Source organism: Pseudarthrobacter sp. HLT1-3 (assembly GCF_059383535.1).
This window is the reverse complement of sequence record NZ_JBWZCJ010000015.1, coordinates 93,559-117,182: the sequence shown is the minus strand read 5'-3', so window position 1 is coordinate 117,182 and position 23,624 is coordinate 93,559. Positions and strand designations below refer to the sequence as shown.

The following is a 23,624-nucleotide window of genomic DNA, read 5'->3' as shown; positions in this document are numbered from 1 at the left end:
TGCCCGCTGCTTCCGGAGCCACTTCGGGCCCCTGATTGCCTTCCACATCCCTATTCAACAGCGGGGCTCCGACAATAAGATCACCCCTGCATGGGGTGGAAACGGCAGCCGCGGCGGACGGCAGCTCCTCCAGTTCACGGAGCTGCCCGATCAGCCCGGCGCCGCCGGAGGCTGGCCGGACCGCGGCCAGGGAACGGGCCACCTCGGTGACCATGCCACCGCCCGTGCCCCTGCCAGCCGCTGCCGAAACCACCTCGGGCTCCCGATTGCCGTCCATGGAAACACGCTATCGGCCACCTGCGACAAAATTTGGGCCCGTCCGACTGTCGTGCGAAATAGGGCCACCCGGGCACGTCCCGGGGTCCGACGTTGTTGCCTTTGCCGAAATGCCACCCTTGACAACCATGCCATTTAGTTAACTACTTAACGATATGGAGAACCTCGGGCAGCAAGACATTGTCGAGAGCGCTGTGTTCAAACTGCACCGCGCGACGGCGCTGGTGGACCGGGTTGCAGACCGCTACCTCCAGGAACATCACGGAATCCGCTATTCGGGTTTCCTGGTACTGCTCACCGTCGGCACAGCGGGCCAGCCAACTCAACGACAAATTGCCGACAGGCTTGACGTGTCGCGGGCTTCAATCACCCAGCGGCTCGGACGGCTCCTCAACGATGGCCTGGTCACGGCGCGGCCCCACCCGGACGACGCCCGGGCGAACACGATCTCGTTGTCCGAGCAGGGAGCTGCGCTGCTGGAACGCGCCTGGCAGGGCCTCGAATCCCATCAGGACGGAGTTGATGCGGGAGTGGATGTCAAAGCATTGATTCATCAGCTCGACCGGATTATCGACAATGCCCTGCGCGCGCTCACCGCTGAAGACTAGGAACGCCCATGACCTCGAGTGCAACGCGGACCCGCCATTGCTTGCGACAGGACACAAGGATGGTTATCCAATGCAGATAGCTCAGTTCGCCGCCCTGGTCGCCTGCGCCATTCTGGCTGGCCTGGCCATCTTTCAGGCAGCTCTCATCGGCGGGGCGCCGCTCGGGAGAATGGCGTGGGGAGGACAACACAATGTCCTCCCCACCAGGCTCAGGGTCGGAAGCGCCGTTTCCGTTGCCCTCTACGCCCTGTTCGGTTACGCGGCGCTGGCCAGGGCAGACGTGGTCCGTCCTCTGGTCAACGACAGCTTCACCACGGTCTTCGCATGGGTGCTGACGGCCTACTTCGCACTGGGCGTGGTGATGAATGGGATCTCTCGCAGCAAACCGGAACGCCTCATCATGACCCCTGTCGCGCTGGTCCTCGCGGCCACGTATCTTGTTGTTGCGCTCAGCTGATGGAGTACATGCCGCCCCGGGCTTGACGTGCGACCGCACCGGCCACACGCGGCCCCAAATGGCTTAGTGGCCACTGCCGGGGGTAGCGTCGAACCATGACTCCTGGACGCCCCGTACCGCCGCCCTTTGCCAAGCCGCTTCCCAATCTGACCACGGACACCGCGGAAGACTCCACGCCGGGCCAGGGCCAGGGCCCGCGCCTGGCCGCAGCCTACGGTGCGACCGCCAGCGACAGCGGCCTGGTTCCGCTGACCGTTGCCCGCCGCGCCCCGAAGGAAGACGACGTCGAGATCGCCATCGAATTCTGCGGACTCTGCCACTCGGACGTCCACGCCACCCGGGGCGAATGGGGAAACAGGAACTACCCGCTGGTCCCAGGCCACGAAATCGTGGGCCGGGTCAGCCGGATCGGCTCCGCGGTCGACGACTTCACGCCCGGAGAGCTGGTCGGCGTCGGCTGCCTGGTTGATTCCTGCCGCGAATGCGACAGCTGCCTCGACGGCCTGGAACAGTACTGCGAAAACGGCATGACCGGAACCTACGGCTCGAAAGACCGCCGCAACGGGGACACCACCACCCAGGGCGGCTACGCAACGTCCATCGTCGTGGACCGCCGCTACGTGCTGCATGTTCCGGAAAGCCTCGACCCCGCCGCGGCCGCACCGCTGCTGTGCGCCGGCGTCACCACCTACTCCCCGCTGCGCCACTTCGACGTCGAGGAAGGGGACGTCGTCGGCGTCGTCGGCCTGGGCGGACTGGGGCACATGGCCGTGAAGCTGGCCAAGGCCATGGGCGCCGAAGTGAAGGTTTTCACGACCTCAGAGTCCAAGATCGCCGCCGCACGAGAACTCGGCGCCGATGACGTCATCCTGTCCCGCGACGCGGCAGCGATGGAAGCAGCGAACCGCAGCATCGACGTCATCATCGATACCGTCGCCGCGCCGCACGACCTCAACCCTTATTTCCGCACCCTGCGCGTTGACGGAGCGCTCTTCCAGCTCGGACTTCCCTCGGAGAACATGCCGCCGGTGAATCCCGGCGCGCTGATCCGGCGCCGGATCGCGTACGCCGGGTCGCTGATCGGCGGGATCGCCGAGACCCAGGAGATGCTGGACTTCTGCGCCGAGCACGGCGTGACCTCGGACGTTGAGGTGGTCGGGGCCGACCAGCTCAACGAGGCCTACGACCGGATGGTGGCTGGCGAAGTGAAGTACCGTTTTGTCTTGGACACCAGTACCCTCGGTTCAGCTTCGGAAAGGGCAGACGCATGAGCACTCTCTTCACCAGGATCATCAATGGCGAGATCCCCGGCCGCTTCGTCTGGCGGGAGGACGATGTCGTGGCGTTCCTGACGGTCGGTCCGCTCGCCGATGGCCACACGCTCGTGGTCCCCACCGAAGAGGTCGACCGCTGGACCGACGCGTCGCCGGAGCTGCTGGGACGAGTGATGCAGGTGGCCCAGAAGATCGGCGCCGTTCAGGTCGACGTGTTCGATGCGGCCCGTGCCGGACTGATTGTGGCCGGCTACGAGATCAACCACCTGCACGTTCACGTGTGGCCGTCCAACACCATGGCGGACTTCGACTTCGGTTCGGTGGACCAGCACCCCGATCCCGCGCGGCTGGACGCCAACGCCGAGAAGCTCCGCGAAGGGCTCCGGAAAGCCGGGCACGAGGCCCACGTGCCGGAGGCTTAGGCGGCTCTTACCAGTCGCTGGCGCCGGCCCGGACGTCCTTCGGGGACGTCAGGCCGGCGCCAGCGCCTTATTAAGCACGGCGCGGATCCGCTTCTCGGAAACCGAATAGGCGGTACCGAGCTCGACGGCGAACAGGCTCACCCGAAGTTCCTCGATCATCCAGCGCACCTGGGTTAACTCGGCTCCGGCCCGCCGGCCCGGCAGCAGCGCGGATACGGCGTCGTCGTAATCGTCCTCCAGCGCTTGGACTGCAGCCATGTTCTGGGCATCCCGCTGGACATTGGTGGGGAGTTTCTCGAGGCGTTTCTCGATCGCCGCGAGGTAGCGCGGCAGCTGGCTGAGCTGGCTGTAGCCCGTGCGTGCCACAAACCCGGGGAATACGAGCTGCTCCAGCTGGCTCTTGATGTCGTTGAGGGCGCTGATCAGGGCCAGGCTCGACGTGCCCTTGAGCGCTTTCTCGATCCGCCGGGTGCTGGCCAGGATGCGTTCCACGACGGCGGTGACGGTGAAGACGGTGTCGATCAGTTCCGCCCGGACCTTTTCGTAGAGTGCGCTGAAGCTGGCCTCGTCCCAGGGCAGCTCGGCGGGGGTGAGCTTGTCGATGGCGGCGAGGGCGCAGTCGGCAATCAGCGCCGTGACGGAGCCATGCGGGTTCTGGCTGAACGTCAGCTTCTCGGTATTGTTCAGGTGCTCCAGGACGTAGCGGTCCGGCGGCGGCACCTTCAGGGCGAGCAGGCGGATGACGCCCCCGCGCATGGCCTGTTCCTGTTCGGAACTGGTCTGGAAGAGCCGCAGTGCGACGGAATTTCCCTCATCCACGAGTGCGGGATAGCCGGTGACGGTATGCCCCTTCACCGTGCCCCGCACCTGGCGCTGCACTGTTCCGAAGGACCAAGAGGTCAGCCCCGTCTTCTCGGCGAAGCCGTTCGAAGCTCCGGAGATGCCGGACGCCGTTCCTGCTGCCGCGCCCGCGCCCCCTCGGCCGGCGGCTGATTTGCCGTTGGGGCTGCCGGCCGCCATCCCGCTGGCCTTGCCGTTGGATGTCGGCGCCGTCGTGGCGGGCGTGGCGCCCAACGACTCGGCGATCGCCCGGCGGGTGGCCGGTGCCAGCCGTTGCTGCAGCACGCCCAGGTCCTTGCCCTCGTCCAGGATCTTCCCCCGGGAATCAACAACACGGAAGCTGACCCGCAGGTGCGGAGGAACGGCTTCCCAATGCCAGGAATTCGGCGGGATGACCTGACCACGGATCCGGCGCAGGACGAGTTCCAGCGAGGCCTCCAGATCGTCGGTGGCCGGGTCGAAGTCCGCTTCGAGAGCCGCGACAGCCTGCCGGGCCACGTCCGGGGCCGGCACGAAGTTCTTGCGCACCTGCTTGGGCAGCGACTTGATCAGGGCCGTGACCAGCTCCACCCGCTGGCCGGGAATCAGCCAGCGGAACGCCGCGTCGTCGAGCTGGTTCAGGAACAGCACCGGCACCTCGGCGGTGACGCCGTCGGACGGGTTGGGCGGCGAGCCGGGGGCGACCGGGTGGAACTCGTAGCTCAGCGGCAGCTCAAAACCCTTGTGCAGCAGGGTCTTCGGGTACGCCGAGTCATCCAGCGCGTCGGCGTCCTCGCTGATCAGCAGCGCCTGGTCGAAATCGAGCAGGGCGGGATCCTGCTGCCGGGCATCCTTCCACCATTTGTCGAAGTGGCGTTCGGACACCACCTCCTTGCCGATCCGGGCGTCGTAGAACTCGAACAGCGTCTCGTCGTCCACCAGGATGTCGCGGCGCCGCATCCGCGCCTCCAGCTCCTCGACCTCGAGGAGCAAGGCCCGGTTGCGGTGGAAGAACTTGTGGTGGGTCTGCCAGTCGCCCTCGACCAGGGCGTGACGGATGAACAGCTCCCGGCAGAGCTCCGGATCCACTTTGCCGTAGTTGATCCGGCGGCTCGGGATGATCGGCACGCCGTACAGCGTGACCTTCTCATGGGCCATCACCGAGCCCATTTTCTTGGACCAGTGGGGTTCGCTGTAGCTGCGCTTGACCAGGTCCGGCGCCACCTGCTCGACCCAGAGCGGGTCGAACTTCGCAGCCACCCGGGCCCACAGCCGGCTCGTCTCCACGAGTTCCGCGGCCATCACGAAGGTGGGGGACTTCTTGAACAGGGCCGAGCCCGGGAAGATGGCGAAGCGGCTGCCGCGGGCGCCGGCGTATTCGCGCTTGCGCTCGTCGAGGATGCCGACATGGCTCAGCAGGCCCGCGAGCAGGCTGATGTGGATGCCTTCATGGTTGCCCACCGGATCGGCCAGGCGCTTGTTGTCCAGGCTGATGCCAAGCGGCCGGGCCAGCTGGCGCAGCTGGGCGAACAGGTCCTGCCACTCACGGACGCGAAGGTAGTTGATGAACTCGGCGCGGCAGAGCCGGCGGAACGCCGTGGACGAGAGCTCCTGCTGCTTCTCCTGGAGGTAGTTCCAGAGATTCAGGAAGCCGGTGAAGTCCGAGTTCTCGTCCCGGAAGCGGGCGTGCTTCTCCGCGGCGAGCTGCTGCTTGTCCGTGGGACGTTCGCGCGGATCCTGGATGGTGAGCGCTGCCGCGAGGATCATCACCTCGCGGACACAGCCGCGCCTGCCGGACTCGACGATCATCCGGCCGAGCCTGGGGTCCACGGGCAACTGCGCCAGCTGCTGCCCGACGGCGGTCAGCCCGCCGCCGTTTCTGCCGGCAGCCGAGCCGCTTCGTCCGCTAGCGGTCGGGCGGCCAGGGCGTACGCCGGCGTCGGGCTCATCCGCCTGCTCCGGCGGGCGCGAGGCACTCAGGGCGCCCAGCTCGCGGAGGAGCGAGACGCCGTCGTTGATGGCCCGGGAGTCCGGCGGCTCGACAAATGGGAAGTTCTCCACATCCTTCGGGCCGCGGGCCACGCCCATCGCGGTCATCTGCAGGATGACCGCGGCCAGGTTGGTGCGCAGGATTTCGGGATCGGTGAACAGCGGCCGGGACTCGAAGTCCTCCGCCGAGTACAGCCGGATCGCGATGCCGTCCGAGACGCGGCCGCAGCGGCCCGAGCGCTGGTTGGCCGACGCCTGGGAGACGCGCTCGATCGGCAGCCGCTGGACCTTGGTGCGGTGCGAGTAGCGGGAGATGCGTGCGGTGCCGGTGTCGATGACATATTTGATGCCGGGGACCGTCAGGGAGGTCTCGGCGACGTTGGTGGCGAGCACGATCCGGCGTTTGCTGCCGGGGTGGAAGACCTTGTGCTGTTCCTGCAGGCTCAGCCGGGCGAAGAGCGGGAGCACCTCGGTGCCGGCCAGCTTCCGGTTGGACTGGATCCTGCCGTTGAGGGCCTCCGCGGCGTCACGGATTTCACGCTCGCCGGAGAAGAAAATCAGGATGTCGCCGGGCGCTTCCTGCGCGAGTTCGTCGACGGCGTCGCAGACGGCATCCAGCGGATCGCGGTCCTCTTCCAGCTCGTCATCGGAGGCATCCACGTCGTCACCCGCCGCGCCGGGGCCGCCGGCCGGCTGGGACAGCGGCCGGTAGCGGATCTCGACCGGATAGGTGCGCCCGGAGACCTCGATGATCGGCGAAGGCTCGTCCTCGCTGCCGAAGTGCTGGGCGAACCGCTGCGGATCGATGGTGGCCGACGTGATGATGATTTTCAGGTCCGGCCGCTGCGGAAGGATCCGCTTGAGGTAGCCGAGAATGAAGTCGATATTGAGGCTGCGCTCATGCGCCTCGTCGATAATGATCGCGTTGTATCTGCGCAGCAGCTTGTCGCGCTGGATCTCGGCCAGCAGGATGCCGTCGGTCATGAGCTTGACCTTGGTGTCGCGGCCGACCTGCCCGGTGAAGCGGACCTGGAAGCCAACTTCCTGTCCGATCTCGACGCCGAGTTCCTCCGCGATGCGCTCGGCCACAGTGCGGGCGGCAAGCCGGCGCGGCTGTGTGTGGCCGATCAGTCCGTTTTCCCCCAGGCCCAGTTCCAGGCACATCTTGGGAATCTGGGTCGTCTTACCGGAACCGGTCTCGCCGGCGATGATGGTGACCTGGTTTGCGGCGATGGCGGCCATCAGGTCCTCGCGGCGCTCGGAGACCGGCAGCTCGGCGGGGTAGGAGATATGCATTGTCATGGCTGCACCCAGTCTACTGGGAAGTGTTCCTGAGGCGGTTCCGGAACAAGTAAGTGCCCGGTCCCCTGCGGGGCCGGGCGGCGGGTGGTGGTTCGGTGGTGCAGCGTGAGAGCTGCCAGGGGGCTCAGAAGATCCGGAAGGTGTAGTTGACGCTGGGCAGGTCCAGGGCGGACCAGGAGTCTTCCGAGCGGACCGGCGGGTTGTGGCCTAGCCCGTCCTTGCGGAGAGCGGCGACGGTGGCCGCGAGGCCGATGACAATGAGGACAATGACTGCGATTCCGAGGAGTTCCATACCTCTATGGTTCTCCGGTGGCCGAGCCAAAAGAAGTGGCAGAAATGCCCAAAAAGCTATAATTTCTGCCACTGTTTCTGTCAGAATGGAGTCATGATCAAAACAGTCGCAATGATCCTGGTGCCCAACTTTTCGATCTTTGAGTTCGGCACCGCTTTTGAGGTCTTTGGCGTGGACCGGTCCGACCGGGGGACCGGCGTTCCCGCCTTCGATTTCCGGGTCTGCACGCCGGCACCGGGCGACGTCCCGATGAAGTCCGGGCTGTCCCTGAACGTGGGGCTCGGACTCGACGCCGCAGCAGACGCGGACCTGGTCATCATGGCTCCGTACGGATGGGACGAGGACGTCCCGGAATCCGTGCTGGAGGCGCTGCGCGCCGCGCACGCCCGCGGCGCGTGGGTCATGTCCATCTGTTCCGGAGCCTTCGCCCTGGCGCGGGCTGGGCTGCTCGACGGCCGCCGCTGCACCACGCACTGGCACTACTCCCAGGAGCTCGCCAGCAAGTACCCGGCCGCGTACGTTGATGAAAACGTCCTCTACGTCGAGGACAGCCGGATCATTACAAGCGCGGGAACGGCCGCCGGAATCGACGCGTGCCTGCACCTGGTCCGGGAGGAATTCGGCGCCAGCGTGGCGGCAGCCATCGCCCGTGACATGGTGGTTCCGCCGCACCGCGACGGCGGCCAGGCCCAGTTCATCGACCGGCCGATCCCGGCCTGCGGCTCTGAACCGATGGAGCAACTGCTGCAGTGGATGGTGCGGCACCTGGGCGATGACCATTCGGTCAACGAGCTGGCCGCGCGTGTCCACATGTCGCCCCGGACCTTCGCCCGGCGTTTCCGCTCCGAGACGGGAGCGACGCCGGCGGCCTGGCTCAATTCCCAGCGGGTGCTGCGAGCCCAGGAGCTGCTAGAGACCACGGACCTGAACATCGACGAAATCGCGCGCGAATCCGGTTTCGGCCACTCGGTGCTGCTGCGGCACCACTTCGGCAAAGTGCTGGACACCAGCCCGCAGTCCTACCGCCGCACCTTCCGCGGCCACCTCGCCGCCGCGGTGTAGGCGGCGGCGGCCGTCGGCGCGGAAGTAAGCCGCGCGGACGTCAGCGGAGCGGTAGTCCGTCCGGCGGCGGCCCGGGTTCTGCCGCCGCCTTGGCCGTCTCGACGAGGTCCCGCCACGGACCGGTGACGGCCTGCTCCGGTAGGGTGGCGCGGTGCTGTCCGGCCCGGATGTTGTACAGGAACCGGTCCGGCTGGCCGGCCGCCGCCCCCCTGCCCGACTTCGGGACGGCGTCCCACGGGCAGGCCTCAATGAGCGGCTGCCAGAGGTCAGTATCCTCCGGTGGCGTGGGCTGCACGGTCCACGTCCGCTTCATGCCGGCAATACCGCCGCTGCGCTGCACGGTGATTTTCATGGGACTCGGGCCTTCATGAGACAGTCCCTTTCAGGGGTCTCGGATCTTCATGAGCGTGCTGATCGTCTGGCTCCAGGGAGCTTTACCTTCACAGTTTCCCACGCGGACCGCACGGCGTCATGTTCCGGCGAATCCTCCCCATAGAGTTCCCTGGCGGACGCCGCCGTGGCTTTGGCGAACGCCCCGAACGTCGCGGTCGGGGCCAGGCTGCCGCCCGTCAGCGTCTGGTACCAGATCCGGCCCGGCGCCTCCCATGCCTTGCCGCCGAGGGTCGTGGCAACCAGGCAGAACGCCCGGTTGGGGATCCCGGAGTTGATGTGCACGCCGCCGTTGTCGGCGCTCGTGTGCACATAGCCGTCCATGGAGTCCGGCTGCGGATCCTTGCCGAGCACGTCGTCGTCGTATGCCGTCCCGGGGGACTTCATCGAACGCAACGCGGACCCCTGGACCTTATCCGTGAAGAGCCCTTCGCCGATCAGCCAGCTGGCCTCCGCCGTCGACTGCTGCCGGACGTACTGCTCGACGAGCGCTCCAAACACATCGGACATCGATTCGTTGAGGGCGCCGGCCTGGTTGCGGTAGACCAGCCCCGCCGAGTACTGGGTGACGCCATGGGCGAGTTCGTGGCCGATCACGCTCAGCGACTTTGTGAACCGCTCGAAGACCTGCCCGTCGCCGTCGCCGAAGACCATTTGCTGGCCGTCCCAGAACGCGTTGTCGTACAGGCGCCCGTAGTGGACCGTGGCGTCAAGGTGCAAGCCGTTGCCGTCGATCGAGTTGCGGCCAAACGCTTCGGCGTAGAGGCGGTGGGTGTGTCCCAGCCCGTCGTAGGCCTCGTCGGCGGCGGGATCGCCGGTGGGCGGTTCACCCTCTTTGCGGACCACGCTGCCGGGGAGCTGCTCGGCGAACTTGGCGTCGTAGACCGTCCGTTCCGGCGCGGATGGCTTGAGCTCCCGGAAACCGGGGTGGCTGCCCGGCCCGGGCACGGCGCGGGAGGCCTGGAAGCTCGGGACGTGCCGGAGGGCTTCCTTCGCCGCGCGGGCGGCTTGGGAGAGCTCCGGTTCTCGTTGGGCCGCCAGGCGCCGGAGCATGTACGGAGGAATGATGGAACAGAACATGTGAGACCCCTTAGTGCTTCGGCGGGGTCCCGGGGTGGTGCTGCGGCCGGCACCCAGTCCAGCCACCCGGCCGCCGGAACCCCGCTGCCGATGCAGACAGCCTACGAGCGGGCACCGACATTTGGCAGGGTGGCGCGCTTTCTTCTTCGGCGATCAGCACCCCGAGCTGTTCCGCGGTTCCGTCCCGGACGTAAAATCGCGCATGGAGAAGTTAGCTATTCCGTGACGATCAACGCCCCCGTGCAGGACGTCTGGACCACGATGCTGGACGATGCCACCTACCGGGAGTGGACCAGCGTTTTCAACAGCGACTCCTACTTCGAGGGCGACTGGAACCAGGGCAGCGAGATCTGTTTCCTCGGTCCCGACGGCGACGGCTCACTCGCGGGGATGATCGCCACGGTCGAGGTGAACAGGCCCAACGAACTGATCTCGCTGCGCTACATCGGGCAGATCGTCAACGGCGAGGATGACACCACGAGCGAGGCCGCGAAGACATTCATTGGAATCCACGAGAAGTATGCCTTCAGCGGCGCCGGCGGAGTGACGACAGTGAATGTGGAGCTCGACAGCGAGGAAGAATTCGTCGCCATGTTCGACGACGCGTGGCCGCTGGCGCTGGAAAAGCTCAAGCAAATCGTGGAGTCCCGGACCTGAGCCGACCGAATTCTGCTGCCCGGCTCATTAGTGCCCAGCCCTTTGGGGGACCGCGGGTCAAGGACGAATTGTTGCACCATGGTCCATAAATTCGTGGTGGTCCAGTAGATCAGGACGCCGAGGGGAAGATGATTCCACCCGCGCCGAAGACGATGGGTAGGGCGTAGGTCCAGCCGTTGGCAGCAGGGATGCCGGCCGCGCTCAGCCCGTCATGGAGCCCCACCATGATGGCCGACACGAGCCACTGGAACGGAAACAGCAGCTCTGCACGGAAGTCCATTCGATGCCCCCATTCTTCGGGCCGCAGCGCGGCCTGTGAACTTTTGCGGCCTGTGCACCTGCACCCTGTCAGCCAACACGAAAGAACCCCCAGAATCCAATGGATCCTGGGGGTTCTTGGCTGTGCCCTCGATTGGAATCGAACCAACGACCTTCTGCTCCGGAGGCAGACGCTCTATCCCCTGAGCTACGAGGGCAATCAGGGTTCCTGCCGTTACCGGCGGGACGTCCTAGAGCTTAGCAGGAAGGTGGGCTCCAAGGGAAAATCGGCGTGTTCAGTAGCCCGCAAAGGAGTCGACCTGGATCCGCCGCGCCCCGGCCCGGCGGGCGGCTGCGCGAAGTGAGCGGACACTTGCCGGGGAGCCCGAGATGTAGACATGCCGGCCCGCAATGTCGGGGACGAGTTTCTTGAGTGCGTCGCCCTCGATCCGGGCGGGGCCCGCATCCTGCATAAACGGCGGCGGCGCGGAGCCGTCGGCAAGCCGGGCGATCACCCGGACACCGGTGCGTTCGAGTTCCCCGGCGTAGGCGAGCTCGGCGGCGTTCCTGGCCAGGTACAGCAGGACCACGTCCCGGTCCCGGGCCGAGGGTCCGGACAGCTGGGCCAGATACGGGGTAATGCCGATGCCGGCCGCTATCAGCAGCACCGGGACGTCGGGTCTCCGCGGCAAGACAAAGTCTCCGCCGACAGTGGTCGCCGTCAGCTCCTCGCCGGGCTTCAGGGCAAGCAGGGCCTGTTTTGCTGTGGACCGCGGTTCGGCCGTTCCCACGCCGATGGTGAGCTCGGCGGCGTCCGGCGGGCTGGTCAGGCTGAACACCCGCCGGCGGCCCTTGTGGTCTGCCTTCCCGTGCGGCAGGTTCAGCTCGATGTACTGCCCCGGGGCGAAACGGAGCGGGCGCCCGGGCTGGAAGCTGATTTCCGTCGTCGTCGGCGTCAAGGTCCGGGAGCCGCTAAAACGGAGCAGGATGCGGCCGCGCTGTCCGGCTAAGAAGGCGAGCGCGTTCCCTCCGAGCAGCGCCAGCTCGGGGGAGTTGGCCACGAAGCCCAGGTTGTAGGGGATGGCGAAGAACAGCCCGACGACGGCGGCCAGCGCCAGTTGCTGCCGCCGGCGCGGCGGCAGGGTCAGCGGCTCGGTCAGCATAAAGCCGACGAAGAACAGGACCGGGCGCTGGGCCAGGGGCTGCCACAGCGCGTCGCCCAGTCCCATCCCGGTGCGCAGCAGCTCCACGGCAACAATGGAGACCGCCACAGCAGTGAACACTGCCGCCATCAGGAGCTTCCGGACCCGGTACAACACCAGCAGGACGCCGGGGAGCACCAGCCAGAGCATCGCCGGGGTGGCGGCCCACCAGGTGGCAATATTGAGTCCGGTCAGCCCGGTGATGAACGCACCGGCCGCCGCGGGATTGAAGATGTGCCGGCCGCGCCAGGCCAGCGCATACTTTGACGCCGACGCGAGCACACAGGCGAGGGCAACACCGGCCAGATCCAGGTACTGCAACCCCGCCGAGAACTGCGTCGGCCAGAACAGGAAATAGAGCAGCAGGCCGGTGATCAGCGACGATTCAGCATGCGGACGCACGTGGAACACCGCCGCGATCGCCCGGTTGGAGGCATACTTCAGGCCGAGGCAGAGCGCCAGATGCGCGAGCATCTCCGGAATGCCGAACGTCAGCCAGCCCAGCAGCTCCAGCAGCAGGCTGTAGCCGGCCAGCACGGCGAGGACCCAGAGGACCAGCCGGTACATGGTGAACCGGCCCAGTGCCGTGTCCAGCCGGGAACTGACCGGTGCGGAGATTGTGGCGGTCATGTAAACAACACCCCTTCAAAATCGGCCGAATACTCCGCGTGGCCGTCCGAGCGGACGGTGAGCCAGGAACACTCGAACTCCTCCCGCAGGCGGGACCCCTCGACGAAAAAGAGCGCGGTTGCCAGCGCGTCGGCCACCATTGCGGTCGCCGCCATCGCCCAGCTGGCGACGACGGTGCGTACCGGCGCCCCGGTGGTGCCGTCCAGCACGTGGTGCACCCCGTCGCCCCAGGCGCGCCGGTTGGCGGCGGACGCGCAGAGAGCGCCGGCGCCGAGGCTGACGATGCCAATGGCCCGGGTCCGGTCATACGGATGCTCCAGGCCGACGTCGACCGGCATGGATCCGGCGTTGACCAGGTCCCCGCTCGCGTCGATGAAATGCTCGGCGACGCCGCCCGCACGCAGCTCAGAGGACAGCAGGTCCGCCAGCTGGCCCTTTCCGGCCGCCCCGACGTCGATCACGACCGGGGCGCGGGTGGTCAGGACCGTGCCCTGCCAGTCAAGTATCTCGTCCCAAGGCGGGGCCGGGATCGGCGGTCCGCCCGGGCAGAGCGAGTAGTTGGCGTCGTAACCGAGCTGTTCCAGGCTGCCGCCGATCAGCGGGGTCATGGCCCCGCCGCTGAGCCGGTACAGGGTTTCGTAGAGCGGCCCCAGGTCAGCTGCCCCGGCCGGCAACACGTGGCGCCCCGGCTGCCGCGAGGCTGCCGCAATCACGGAGTCAGGCCGGAAGCGGGACCAGGCGGCGTCGTAGTCCGCCACGGTAGCCAGGAGCCGGCCGCGGAGCGCACCGGAGAGCGGGAAAGGGGTCGAGATCTCCCAACGGGTACCGATCCCGTCGAAGCTGAAATTTGTCCAGCCGGGATGCGGCACGGTTCCTCCTGATGGCTACTGGCTGGGGCTACTCGCTGATTAGAGCTTGCTGGTCATTGCCAGCTGGTTATTACTGGGCCTCGGACTTGATCTTTTCCACAGCCTGGTTGAAGCCGCCGCTGGTCAGTGATGAACCGGCCACTTTGGAGACATTGATCTCGTCGAGCCTTTTGCCGACGATCTGGGAACTGATGTCGCCGGAGAACTCGCCCTGGAACTTTTTGGTGTTGGGATTGGACGGATGCGGGGTGATCTTCACGTCCGACACGGCGCCACCGGCAAGCGTCAGGGTCACTCCCACCGTCTCGGTGCCGTTGGGTGAGACGTAGTTGCCGTCCGCACTGTAGGTGCCGTCCTTGTAGCTGGTGCTGCCGGCGGCGGGTGCACTGCTGGTGGCCTGGCTGTCCGACGCCTGCCCGGGCGCGCAACCGGCAACTGACCCGGCCAGGGACAGGCCGGCGATGCCGACGGCAACGCTTTTGCGGAAGGGGGTATTCATGCGGCGGCTCGATTCTCTCGCGACGATCGGATGGGGTGGGACGGGAGTCCGTGATCCGCGGGCGGGTGGTCTGCCGCGGCTACGACAATGACAACGTCTAAATCAGCGTAGTGGTTCATCCTGTGAGCCCACCCGCCCCGGGGCTGTGGGTTGCCGTCCTGTCATGTCAGGCGCCAATTCCGCCGCACTGCGGGCCACCGGTAGGCTGGAACTGTGACCCCTGAAGAACTCTCCCTCGCCATATCCGCCTGCCTGAAGGACGCCGTCGCCGCCGGTGAAATCTCCCTCTCCGCCTCCGACATCCCGGATGAGGTGCGCGTTGAGCGTCCGAAGAACCGGGACCACGGCGACTGGGCCACCAACATCGCCCTTCAGCTGGCCAAAACGGCAGGCACCAATCCGCGCGAGTTCGCCTCGATCCTGAGTGCCCGGCTGAAGTCGATCGACGGGGTGTCCGCCGTCGACATCGCAGGGCCGGGGTTCCTTAACATCACCGTCGACGCTGGCGCCGCAGGTGCCCTGGCCAAGGCCATCGTCGAAGCGGGGCCGGACTACGGCACCAACACCGCGCTCGCCGGCCACACGGTCAACATGGAGTTCGTCTCCGCCAACCCCACCGGCCCGCTGCACATCGGCCACACCCGCTGGGCCGCCCTGGGCGATGCGATCGCCCGCGTCCTCCGGGCCTCCGGCGCCGACGTCACCGCCGAGTACTACGTCAACGACGCCGGTTCGCAGATGAACGTCTTCGCCCACTCCGTACTCTCCCGGCTGCACGGCCGAGGTGTCCCGGAAGGCGGATACCCCGGCGAGTACATCGCGGACCTGGGCCACGAGGTGCTGACCCAGCACCCGGATATCCGTGAACTGACCGACGTCGCCGCGCTGCCGGTGATCCGCGGTGCTGCCTACAAGGCCCAGCTGCACGACATCAAGCGCACCCTGGCCGAGTTCGGCGTCGCGTTCGACGTCTATTTCTCCGAGCAGGAGCTGCACGATGCCGGCGCGATCGAGGACGCCGTCGCGCGGCTCCGGGAACAGGGCCACGTGTACGACGACGGCGGCGCGGTCTGGCTGCGCACGACGGACTTCGGTGACGACAAGGACCGGGTGATGATCCGTGCGAACGGCGAGCCGACCTACTTCGCTGCCGACGCCGCCTACTACCTGTCCAAGAAGGACCGCGGCTACACCGAGAAGATCTACCTGCTCGGCGCCGACCACCACGGCTACATCAACCGGCTCAAGGCCATTGCCGCCGCCGCCGGCGACGACCCCGAGGTCAACATCGAGGTCCTGATCGGCCAGCTGGTCTCCGTCAACGGCGCCAAGCTCTCCAAGCGTGCCGGCAACATTATCGAGCTCAAAGACCTGATCTCCTGGCTGGGCAAGGACGCGGTCCGTTACTCGCTGGCACGCTTCCCGGCCGATTCGCCGCTCACCCTGGACCCGGAACTGCTGAAGAAGCACAGCAACGAGAACCCGGTGTTCTACGTCCAGTACGCGCACGCCCGGTCCCGCGGCACGGCCCGCAACGCCGTGGCCGCCGGGGTAGAGCGCCGTGTGGACGGCAAAGACTGCTTCGAGGCGTCCCTGCTGGAGCATCCGACCGAAAACGAGCTGCTTTCCTACCTCGGCAGCTACCCCTCGATTGTTGCCCGGGCCGCCGAACTGCGCGAGCCGCACCGCGTGGCCCGCCACCTTGAGGTCATCGCCGGCGCCTACCACCGCTGGTACGACGCCTGCCGCGTGGCCCCGCAAGGCGACGAACCGATTACCGACCTCAACCGCACCCGGCTGTGGCTCAACGACGCCACGAGCCAGGTGCTGGCGAACGGGCTGGAACTGCTGGGCGTCTCGGCGCCGGAACGGATGTAACCGCCATGACCACCAACCCGTCCACCGCCGCCTCCGCGCTCGCGCCGGAGTGGCTGCAGGTCCCCGCCGACCTCAACGCCCTGCACGAGCCGCTGTGGGCCGGCGGGGTCGCCCGGAACGCCGCCGGCGAACTCGCCATTGACGGCATCCCCGTCAGCGAACTGCAGCGCCAGTTCGGCACGCCGTTGTTCGTGATGAGCGAGAACGATTTCCGGGCCCGGGCCCGCGCCTTTTCCGACGCCTTCAACGACGCCTTCGCCGACATCTGCGGGGGAGTGGACGTCTACTACGCCGGCAAATCCTTCCTGTGCACCGCGGTGGTCCGCTGGGTGGAGGAAGAGGGGCTGCGGCTGGACACGGCCTCCGGCGGGGAACTCGCCGTTGCCGCCCGCGCCGGGATCCCGGGCGCCGACGTCGCCCTCCACGGCAACAACAAATCCGACGGCGAGATCCACCGTGCGTTGGATATGAAACTCGGCCGGATCGTGGTGGACAGCCTCGCCGAACTGGAACGCGTCGCCAAGATCGCCGACGCCCGCGGCGAAACAGCCAGGGTCATGCTGCGGCTGACCCCGGGTGTGCACGCCCACACGCACGAATTCATCGCCACCGCCCACGAGGACCAGAAGTTCGGCCTCTCGATGGCCGCGGATTCCACTGAGCAGGCCGGCCTCTCAGCCGCCGAAGAGGCCGTCGCCGCCGCGACGGGCTACCCCGGCATCGAACTGCTGGGTCTGCACTGCCACATCGGCTCGCAGATCTTCGAGCCGGACGGCTTCGCCCTCGCCGCCCAGAAGCTGCTGGACTTTCTCGCCGCGATGCAGACCAAGTACTCGATCGTGCTCCCGGAACTCGACCTCGGCGGCGGCTACGGCATCGCCTACACGCCCGTGGACACCCCGCGCCCCGCCGCCGAAATCGCACAGGCGATGGCCGCCGTCGTCCGCTCCAAATGCGCGGAGCTGGGCATTTCCGCCCCGCGGATTTCGATTGAACCGGGCCGTGCGATCGTCGGAAGCACCACGTTCACGCTCTATGAAGTGGGCACCCTGAAAACGGTCCGGGTCGATGTCCCTGCGGCCGGCGGCGGAGTTTCCGGCGGAGCGGGCGCTCCCGCCGGACCCGGCGCACCCGCCGGTGAACCGACGGAAAACGTTACGTACCCGCGCCGGTATGTGTCGGTCGACGGCGGGATGAGCGATAACCCGCGCCCGGTGCTGTACGACGCGGATTACTCGGCGATTCTGGCCTCCCGGACGTCGGACGCAGCCCCGCAGCTGTCCCGCGTGGTGGGCAAACATTGCGAGAGCGGCGACATAGTTGTTAGAGATGTATATCTGCCCGAGGACGTGGCAGCCGGTGATCTGCTCGCTGTACCGGGGACCGGCGCCTACTGCTGGGCCCTGTCAAGCAACTACAACTATCTGGCCCGGCCGGGCGTTGTCGCTGTGCGCGACGGATCCGCCCGGCTTATTGTCCGCGGGGAAACCGAAGAAGATCTGCTCAACCGCGACATGGGAGTCTGAATGACCGAATTGCGAACCCTGAAAGTGGCCCTGCTGGGCTGTGGAAATGTCGGGGCCCAGGTTGCGCGGATTCTCCTTGACGACGCCGAGATGCTCGCGTCCCGCGCCGGCGCCCGGCTGGAGCTGGCCGGCATCGCCGTGCGCAACCTCGACGCCCCCCGGGAGGTCGAACTGCCCCGCGCGCTGTTCACCACCGACGCCGAGACTCTGGTCAAGGACGCCGACCTGGTGATCGAGCTGATGGGCGGGATCGAACCCGCCCGGAGCCTGATCGTTGCCGCCATCCGGAACGGCGCCTGTGTTGTCACCGGCAACAAGGCACTCGTTGCAAAGGACGGCCCGATCCTCCACGAGGAAGCGGACAAGGCCGGCGTGCAGCTGTCCTACGAGGCCGCCGTCGCCGGTGCGATCCCGATCCTGCGGCCCATCCGGGACAGCCTCTCCGGCGACCGGATCACCCGCGTGCTCGGCATCGTCAATGGCACCACCAACTTCATCCTGGACCAGATGGATACCACCGGGGCGCAGTTCGCCGATGCCCTGGCCGAGGCCCAGCGGCTCGGTTACGCGGAAGCAGACCCCACCGCCGACGTCGAGGGGTATGACGCCGCTTCCAAGGCCGCGATCCTTGCCTCGCTGTCCTTCCATACCCGCTTCTCCCTGGACGATGTGTACTGCGAAGGCATCAGCGCCGTCACCGCCGCGGACATCGCCGCGGCGAAGGACGCCGGTTTTGTCATCAAGCTGCTGGCGATTGCCGAGAAGCTGACCGCCGCAGGCACGGAAACAGGCACAAAAACAGGCACGGAAACGGATGCCGACGGAAATACCGGTGTCTCCGTCCGCGTGCACCCCACACTCCTGCCGCGCGAACACCCGCTGGCTGCCGTGCACGGCGCGTTCAATGCCGTCTTCATCGAGGCCGAAAACGCCGGCGAGCTGATGTTCTATGGCCAGGGCGCCGGCGGCAAGCCGACCGCGTCAGCCGTGATGGGCGATCTCGTCTCCGCGGCCCGCAGCATCGTCCTGGGCGGTCCCGGCCGCGCCGAGACGACGACGGGCCAGGTTGTGGCACTGCCCATCACCGACGCGGTCACCAGCTACTACATCGGCCTCGACGTCGCAGACCAGCCCGGTGTGCTGGCCAAGATCGCCCGGCTCTTCGCCGATCACGGCGTTTCCATTGAAATCATGCGGCAGACGATCCACCGCGATACCGACTCCCATCTCGAATCGGCGGAGCTCCGGATCGTTACCCACCGCGCAAGCGAGGCTGCACTGGCAGCAACCGTCGAGGCCGTCAAGGGCCTGGACGTCATCAATTCCGTTACATCCGTACTGCGGGTAGAAGGAGTCTAAGTGGCTCACCAATGGCGCGGCGTCATCCGCGAATACGCTGAACGACTGCCGGTCACCGAGGCAACCAAGGTCATCACCCTCGGGGAGGGCGGCACCCCGCTCGTTTATGCGCAGCAACTTTCCGCGCTCACCGGCAGCGATGTCTACCTCAAGGTCGAGGGCATGAACCCGACCGGGTCCTTCAAGGACCGCGGCATGACCATGGCCATGACGGCAGCGGTTGCCTCCGGCGCCAAGGCCGTGGTGTGCGCCTCCACTGGCAACACCTCCGCCTCGGCCGCCGCGTACGCCACGGCGGCCGGGCTGAAGTGCGTTGTGCTGGTGCCCGAAGGAAAAATCTCGATGGGCAAGCTGAGCCAGGCTATTGCCCACGGCGCCACCCTGCTGCAGGTCGACGGCAACTTCGATGACTGCCTCGACATTGCCCGCAAGCTGGGGGAGTCCTACCCGGTGTTCCTGGTCAATTCGGTCAACCCGGCTCGGATTGAGGGCCAGAAGACTGGTGCCTTCGAAGTGGTCGACTCACTCGGGGACGCTCCCGACTTCCATGTGCTGCCGGTCGGCAACGCCGGCAACATCACCGCGTACTGGAAGGGCTACAAGGAATACTGCGCGCCGTTCGAGTCCGCCACGGCAGGCACGCTGGCGCCGGTTTCCACCCGCACCCCGGTCATGTGGGGCTTCCAGGCCGCCGGCGCGGCCCCCTTCGTCGCCGGCCACCCGATCACGGAACCCGACACGATCGCGACCGCCATCCGGATCGGCAACCCCGCGTCCTGGGACAGCGCCATCGCCGCGCGCGACGAGTCCGGCGGCGTTATCGAGGCCGTGACCGACGAGGAAATCCTCTCCGCCCACCGCTGGCTGTCCGCCCGCGAGGGTGTCTTCGTCGAACCGGGCTCCGCCGCCGGTGTCGCCGGCCTGATCAAGAAGCACGCTGCCGGCGAAGTGCCCGCCGGCAAAACCATCGTCATCACGGTTACCGGCCACGGCCTGAAGGATCCGCAGTGGGCGCTCCGCACCGAGGACGGCAGCGAAGTGGAGCCCGTGAAAGTCTCGAACGACGTCGTCACCGTCGCGACAGCCCTGGGACTGGAAGAAAAATAGCCGTGGAAACCACCCTCACCATCCCGGCCGAGTCCGCCGCCGATACACCGGCGGTGCCGGCCGGGCAGCTCGTGACGGTCCGCGTGCCGGCCACGAGCGCGAATCTCGGACCCGGGTATGACAGCCTCGGCCTGGCGCTGACGCTGTTCGACACCCTGACGGTGGAAACCCTGGACAGCGGCGAGCTGGAATTCGAGCTCAGCGGCGAAGGGGCGGAATCCCTGCCCCGCGACGCCAGCCACCTGGTGGTCAGGGCCATCACGGAGGCACTGCACCGGCTGGGCTTCCGGCACCGGGGCCTGCGAATCACGGCGGACAACGTCAACCCGCACGGCCGCGGGCTGGGCTCCTCGGCCTGTGCCGTGGTTGCCGCGGTGACCGCCGCCAATGCCCTCGTTCCGGAGCGCTCCCGCCGGGACAGGGACTGGGTCCTGCAGCTCACGGGTGAGATGGAAGGCCACCCCGACAACGTCGCACCCGCGATTTTCGGCGGACTGGCGCTGTCGTGGCAGGACAGTGACCAGTACAGCAGCACCGGCGCGGCCGTCGCTTCCGCGGTCATCCCGGTGGTCGCGGTGCCGGACTTTGAACTCTCCACCGAAGCCGCCCGGGCGCTGCTGCCCGCCTCGGTGGGCCACCACGCGGCGGCGATGAACTCCGGACGTGCGGCCCTGCTGATCCACGCCCTGACGCAGAAGCCGGAATTCCTGCTGGCCGGCACCAAGGACTACCTGCACCAGAGCTACCGTGCAGAGGCCATGCGGCCCAGCGCGGACCTCATCGCCGCACTGCGGCAGGCCGGCTTCGCTGCCGTCGTCTCCGGGGCCGGCCCGACCGTGCTGGTTCTGGCCAACGGGGAGGCCCAGGCCGCTGCCGCTGTCGACTTCATCGGCGCCTTCACTGCCGGCAACACGCCCGACGTCGGCTGGCGTGTGATGAAGCTGGCCGTGGACGTTGAAGGTGCTAAAGTGGAAGTGCACCGGCGGTAATCACGCAGGCGGTAATTCAGTTACTGTTCAAAAGACCGCGATGTTGGCCTTGTTGCCTCTCTCATCTTTCACTGCGCAATACTTTCCGGTGCCACCTGCTTTTGGTCTGACGCAGGAATCCGCAGAATATTCTCTGCATCCCTGAAACGTCAGTCCGCCGTTCCTTCTCTATCGGAACGCGCCAGGTGAAGCTCTATCCGGCCGTGCTGGCCAATATCCATCCGGCAAGGCCGAAATCCCGGCTGCAGATCTGAACTGCAGCCCAGATCAAATCATCGCGTCCAGCTCCTAGTCTGGACGCCGTCGAGGGGGAAGGATCCTTCGTGACCGAAACCACTGAGCTGTCTTCAGCTGTGGAAACATCATCTTCTGCTGCCGGATCGTCAACGGCTGCACCCGCCAAGAGCAGTGGCCTTGCCGGCCTCAAGCTCGCCCAGCTGCAGGCTCTTGCCAGCCAGCTGGGGATTTCCGGCGGTTCCCGGATGCGGAAGGGCGATCTGGTCACTGCCATTTCCGCTCACCGCGCCGGTACTCCCGTGAGCAAGGCCCCGGCCCGTGCTGCGGAAAAGGCGACCGACAACGGCACCGTCGCCCACGCCGCCGCGCCGGCAGCCCTGCCTGCTGCCGCCACCGAGCCCGAGGCCCCGGCCCAGGAAAACCCCCGTGCCCGTGGGCGTGGCCGCAGCCGCCGCGCCGGCAGCGACGGTGTCATCACGGCCCCCGCAGCCGAGGCTCCGGCCGCCGCGGCTCCCGCAGTGGAGGCTCCCGTGGCTTCCGCCGAGACCGGCACGGAAAGCAGCGACCGCACCCGCCAGCCGCGGACCCGCAACCGCCGCCGCGGCGAAGCTGCCGAGCAGTCCGGAGGACAGGGCTCAGTGCAGACCGCCGGCCAGGGTGCAGCCCAGGCCGCGCCGGCCACTGAGGCCCCGGCCGAGCCGGCTTCCGGCGAACAGCGCCAGGCCGAGCGCACGGAACAGCGTTCCGAGCAGCGCAGTGAACAGCGCACCGAGCAGCGGCAGGCTGAACAGGGCAGCGAAGACGGCCAGCGCCGTGAGAACACCCGCACCCGTGGCGGCCGCGACGAGGTTGCAGGCAGCCGCGACAACGCTCCCAGCCGTGACAACGCTCCGGGCCGGGACAACGCCCGCGACACTGACGACAGCGACGGCGGCAGCCGCCGGAACCGCCGCAACCGGCGCGACCGCAACGACCGTCCCGAGCGCTCCGGCGGGCAGGACAGCCGAGACAACACCTCGCGCAACGACCGCTTCCGCGACCGCAACGACCGCAACGACCGCCGCCGCGGACGCGTCCAGGGACCGGACGTCGACGACGTCGAGGTCACCGAGGACGACGTCCTGCTGCCCGTCGCCGGCATCCTGGACGTGCTGGAGAACTACGCGTTCATCCGCACCTCCGGCTACCTGCCGGGCCCGAACGACGTCTACGTGTCCCTCGCCCAGGTCAAGAAGTACAACCTGCGCAAGGGCGACGCCGTCGTTGGTGCCATCCGTGCACCGCGTGAAGGCGAGTCCCAGCAGGCGAACCAGCAGCAGACCGCCCGGCAGAAGTTCAACGCCCTGGTCCGCGTCACCTCGGTCAACGGCAAGACCCCCGAGGAACTCAAGGACCGCGTCGAATTCGCGAAGCTCGTCCCGCTGTACCCCTCCGAGCGCCTGCGCCTCGAGACGGACCCCAAGAAGATCGGCCCCCGCGTCATCGACCTGGTTGCCCCGATCGGCAAGGGCCAGCGCGGCCTGATCGTTTCGCCGCCCAAGGCCGGCAAGACGCTCATCCTGCAGTCCATCGCCAACGCCATCACGATCAACAATCCTGAGGTCCACCTCATGATGGTGCTCGTTGACGAACGCCCCGAAGAAGTCACGGACATGCAGCGCACCGTCAAGGGTGAGGTCATCGCCTCCACCTTCGACCGTCCCGCCGACGACCACACGACCGTGGCCGAACTCTCCATCGAGCGTGCCAAGCGCCTCGTGGAAATGGGCATGGACGTTGTGGTCCTGCTGGACTCGATGACCCGTCTGGGCCGCGCCTACAACCTGGCGGCACCGGCTTCCGGCCGTATCCTCTCCGGTGGTGTCGACTCCGCTGCGCTGTACCCGCCGAAGCGCTTCTTCGGTGCAGCCCGCAACATCGAAAACGGTGGCTCGCTCACCATCCTGGCAACCGCGCTCGTCGAGACCGGCTCCAAGATGGACGAGGTCATCTTCGAAGAGTTCAAGGGCACCGGCAACATGGAACTGCGCCTGTCCCGCCAGCTCGCGGACAAGCGCATCTTCCCGGCTGTGGACGTCAACGCGTCCGGTACCCGCCGCGAGGAAAACCTGCTGTCCCCCGAGGAAGTCAAGATCATGTGGAAGCTGCGCCGCGTCCTTTCCGGACTCGAAACGCAGCAGAGCCTTGAGCTGCTGACCAACAAGATCCGGGAGACCCAGAGCAACGTCGAGTTCCTCATGCAGGTGCAGAAGACGACGCTTGGTGCGAAGTCCGATAACGACAAGTAGCGACGCGGAACCGCTCGGAAATTGGCGGCCCTTCCCGGGCCGCCAATTCCCCGAGCGGTTCCTGCGTTAACCGGTCCCTCCGCTTCACACGCAACGCGGGGTCACCTAGAGCCCATCGGGGCATCCGGGATGGGCCGTAAGTGACCCCGCGTTG

The 23,624-nt window shown here is 67.1% G+C and carries 19 protein-coding genes, 1 tRNA gene and 2 pseudogenes; 12 read left to right on the top strand and 10 right to left on the bottom strand.

The features are described 5' to 3' along the window. Positions 1–277, bottom strand: a pseudogene (locus AC50X9_RS14035) (hypothetical protein); the annotation flags it as partial. Positions 278–431: 154 nt separating this feature from the next. Here AC50X9_RS14035 and AC50X9_RS14030 point away from each other — a divergent pair. The 4 genes from AC50X9_RS14030 (at position 432) to AC50X9_RS14015 (ending at position 3,037) form a co-directional block, all read left to right on the top strand. Continuing rightward, on the top strand, positions 432–884 hold the full coding sequence (locus tag AC50X9_RS14030; RefSeq protein WP_494894363.1) for a MarR family winged helix-turn-helix transcriptional regulator: 453 nt from the start codon (positions 432–434) through the stop codon (positions 882–884). A 70-nt stretch (positions 885–954) separates the two neighbouring features. Beyond that, positions 955–1,341 (top strand): hypothetical protein, encoded by a 387-nt coding sequence (locus AC50X9_RS14025; RefSeq protein ID WP_494894362.1) that lies wholly within the window; start codon positions 955–957, stop codon positions 1,339–1,341. 95 nt (positions 1,342–1,436) lie between these two features. Continuing rightward, entirely contained in the window at positions 1,437–2,612 is a 1,176-nt protein-coding gene (locus AC50X9_RS14020) for an NAD(P)-dependent alcohol dehydrogenase (protein ID WP_494894361.1), read from the top strand. Then, entirely contained in the window at positions 2,609–3,037 is a 429-nt protein-coding gene (locus AC50X9_RS14015; protein ID WP_494894360.1) for an HIT family protein, read from the top strand. Before AC50X9_RS14020 ends, AC50X9_RS14015 begins: the two co-directional genes overlap by 4 nt. A 48-nt stretch (positions 3,038–3,085) precedes the next feature. Here AC50X9_RS14015 and hrpA read toward each other — a convergent pair whose 3' ends face one another. Beyond that, positions 3,086–7,147, bottom strand: coding sequence for an ATP-dependent RNA helicase HrpA (gene hrpA, locus AC50X9_RS14010; protein ID WP_494894359.1), 4,062 nt, complete (start codon positions 7,145–7,147; stop codon positions 3,086–3,088). 124 nt (positions 7,148–7,271) lie between these two features. Then, positions 7,272–7,439 carry a hypothetical protein gene (locus AC50X9_RS14005; protein ID WP_494894358.1) on the bottom strand — a complete coding sequence of 56 codons (168 nt, stop codon included), beginning with the start codon at positions 7,437–7,439 and terminating at the stop codon, positions 7,272–7,274. 93 nt (positions 7,440–7,532) lie between these two features. Between AC50X9_RS14005 and AC50X9_RS14000 the strand changes: the two genes are divergently transcribed. Further along, entirely contained in the window at positions 7,533–8,501 is a 969-nt protein-coding gene (locus tag AC50X9_RS14000; protein WP_494894357.1) for a GlxA family transcriptional regulator, read from the top strand. Positions 8,502–8,541: 40 nt separating this feature from the next. On the opposite strand, the gene AC50X9_RS13995 is transcribed toward AC50X9_RS14000, so the two are convergent. Further along, the gene (locus tag AC50X9_RS13995; protein WP_494894356.1) at positions 8,542–8,853 is read right to left on the bottom strand and encodes a protealysin inhibitor emfourin; all 312 of its coding nucleotides are present in this window, start codon (positions 8,851–8,853) and stop codon (positions 8,542–8,544) included. A 47-nt stretch (positions 8,854–8,900) separates the two neighbouring features. Continuing rightward, on the bottom strand, positions 8,901–9,971 hold the full coding sequence (locus tag AC50X9_RS13990) for a M4 family metallopeptidase (protein ID WP_494894355.1): 1,071 nt from the start codon (positions 9,969–9,971) through the stop codon (positions 8,901–8,903). 222 nt (positions 9,972–10,193) lie between these two features. Between AC50X9_RS13990 and AC50X9_RS13985 the strand changes: the two genes are divergently transcribed. Beyond that, positions 10,194–10,628, top strand: coding sequence for an SRPBCC family protein (locus tag AC50X9_RS13985; RefSeq protein WP_494894371.1), 435 nt, complete (start codon positions 10,194–10,196; stop codon positions 10,626–10,628). 44 nt (positions 10,629–10,672) lie between these two features. On the opposite strand, the pseudogene AC50X9_RS13980 reads toward AC50X9_RS13985, so the two are convergent. The 5 genes and pseudogenes from AC50X9_RS13980 to AC50X9_RS13960 all read right to left on the bottom strand — a co-directional run. Continuing rightward, positions 10,673–10,794: pseudogene (locus AC50X9_RS13980) on the bottom strand (YidC/Oxa1 family membrane protein insertase); the annotation flags it as partial. A 237-nt stretch (positions 10,795–11,031) separates the two neighbouring features. Next, positions 11,032–11,104: transfer RNA gene (locus tag AC50X9_RS13975), tRNA-Arg, on the bottom strand. A 78-nt stretch (positions 11,105–11,182) separates the two neighbouring features. After that, positions 11,183–12,718, bottom strand: a complete 1,536-nt coding sequence (locus tag AC50X9_RS13970) for an FAD-dependent oxidoreductase (protein ID WP_494894354.1) — start codon at positions 12,716–12,718, stop codon at positions 11,183–11,185. After that, positions 12,715–13,587, bottom strand: coding sequence for an FAD:protein FMN transferase (locus AC50X9_RS13965; RefSeq protein WP_494894353.1), 873 nt, complete (start codon positions 13,585–13,587; stop codon positions 12,715–12,717). Before AC50X9_RS13965 ends, AC50X9_RS13970 begins: the two co-directional genes overlap by 4 nt. Positions 13,588–13,657: 70 nt before the next feature. Beyond that, positions 13,658–14,086, bottom strand: a complete 429-nt coding sequence (locus AC50X9_RS13960; protein WP_494894352.1) for an FMN-binding protein — start codon at positions 14,084–14,086, stop codon at positions 13,658–13,660. A 213-nt stretch (positions 14,087–14,299) separates the two neighbouring features. Between AC50X9_RS13960 and argS the strand changes: the two genes are divergently transcribed. From argS to rho, 6 genes are all read left to right on the top strand, one after another. Next, a complete protein-coding gene (gene argS, locus AC50X9_RS13955) occupies positions 14,300–15,964 on the top strand; it encodes an arginine--tRNA ligase (RefSeq protein ID WP_494894351.1) in 1,665 nt (554 codons plus the stop codon). Between the two features lie 5 nt (positions 15,965–15,969). After that, on the top strand, positions 15,970–17,490 hold the full coding sequence (locus tag AC50X9_RS13950) for a diaminopimelate decarboxylase family protein (protein WP_494894350.1): 1,521 nt from the start codon (positions 15,970–15,972) through the stop codon (positions 17,488–17,490). Next, positions 17,491–18,849 (top strand): homoserine dehydrogenase, encoded by a 1,359-nt coding sequence (locus tag AC50X9_RS13945; protein ID WP_494894349.1) that lies wholly within the window; start codon positions 17,491–17,493, stop codon positions 18,847–18,849. Further along, on the top strand, positions 18,850–19,956 hold the full coding sequence (thrC, locus tag AC50X9_RS13940) for a threonine synthase (RefSeq protein ID WP_494894348.1): 1,107 nt from the start codon (positions 18,850–18,852) through the stop codon (positions 19,954–19,956). A 2-nt stretch (positions 19,957–19,958) separates the two neighbouring features. Next, positions 19,959–20,945 carry a homoserine kinase gene (thrB, locus tag AC50X9_RS13935; RefSeq protein WP_494894347.1) on the top strand — a complete coding sequence of 329 codons (987 nt, stop codon included), beginning with the start codon at positions 19,959–19,961 and terminating at the stop codon, positions 20,943–20,945. 323 nt (positions 20,946–21,268) lie between these two features. Beyond that, a complete protein-coding gene (rho, locus tag AC50X9_RS13930) occupies positions 21,269–23,470 on the top strand; it encodes a transcription termination factor Rho (RefSeq protein ID WP_494894346.1) in 2,202 nt (733 codons plus the stop codon). Positions 23,471–23,624: the final 154 nt, after the last annotated feature.

Coding starts and splice junctions, on each gene's coding strand:
- AC50X9_RS14000 (WP_494894357.1), top strand. CDS start 7,533: ATGATCAAAACAGTCGCAATGATCCTGGTGCCCAACTTTTCGATCTTT.
- AC50X9_RS13990 (WP_494894355.1), bottom strand. CDS start 9,971: ATGTTCTGTTCCATCATTCCTCCGTACATGCTCCGGCGCCTGGCGGCC.
- AC50X9_RS13945 (WP_494894349.1), top strand. CDS start 17,491: ATGACCGAATTGCGAACCCTGAAAGTGGCCCTGCTGGGCTGTGGAAAT.
- hrpA (WP_494894359.1), bottom strand. CDS start 7,147: ATGACAATGCATATCTCCTACCCCGCCGAGCTGCCGGTCTCCGAGCGC.
- AC50X9_RS13970 (WP_494894354.1), bottom strand. CDS start 12,718: ATGACCGCCACAATCTCCGCACCGGTCAGTTCCCGGCTGGACACGGCA.
- AC50X9_RS13995 (WP_494894356.1), bottom strand. CDS start 8,853: ATGAAAATCACCGTGCAGCGCAGCGGCGGTATTGCCGGCATGAAGCGG.
- AC50X9_RS14025 (WP_494894362.1), top strand. CDS start 955: ATGCAGATAGCTCAGTTCGCCGCCCTGGTCGCCTGCGCCATTCTGGCT.
- AC50X9_RS13950 (WP_494894350.1), top strand. CDS start 15,970: ATGACCACCAACCCGTCCACCGCCGCCTCCGCGCTCGCGCCGGAGTGG.
- AC50X9_RS14015 (WP_494894360.1), top strand. CDS start 2,609: ATGAGCACTCTCTTCACCAGGATCATCAATGGCGAGATCCCCGGCCGC.
- AC50X9_RS14020 (WP_494894361.1), top strand. CDS start 1,437: ATGACTCCTGGACGCCCCGTACCGCCGCCCTTTGCCAAGCCGCTTCCC.
- AC50X9_RS14030 (WP_494894363.1), top strand. CDS start 432: ATGGAGAACCTCGGGCAGCAAGACATTGTCGAGAGCGCTGTGTTCAAA.
- AC50X9_RS14005 (WP_494894358.1), bottom strand. CDS start 7,439: ATGGAACTCCTCGGAATCGCAGTCATTGTCCTCATTGTCATCGGCCTC.
- AC50X9_RS13960 (WP_494894352.1), bottom strand. CDS start 14,086: ATGAATACCCCCTTCCGCAAAAGCGTTGCCGTCGGCATCGCCGGCCTG.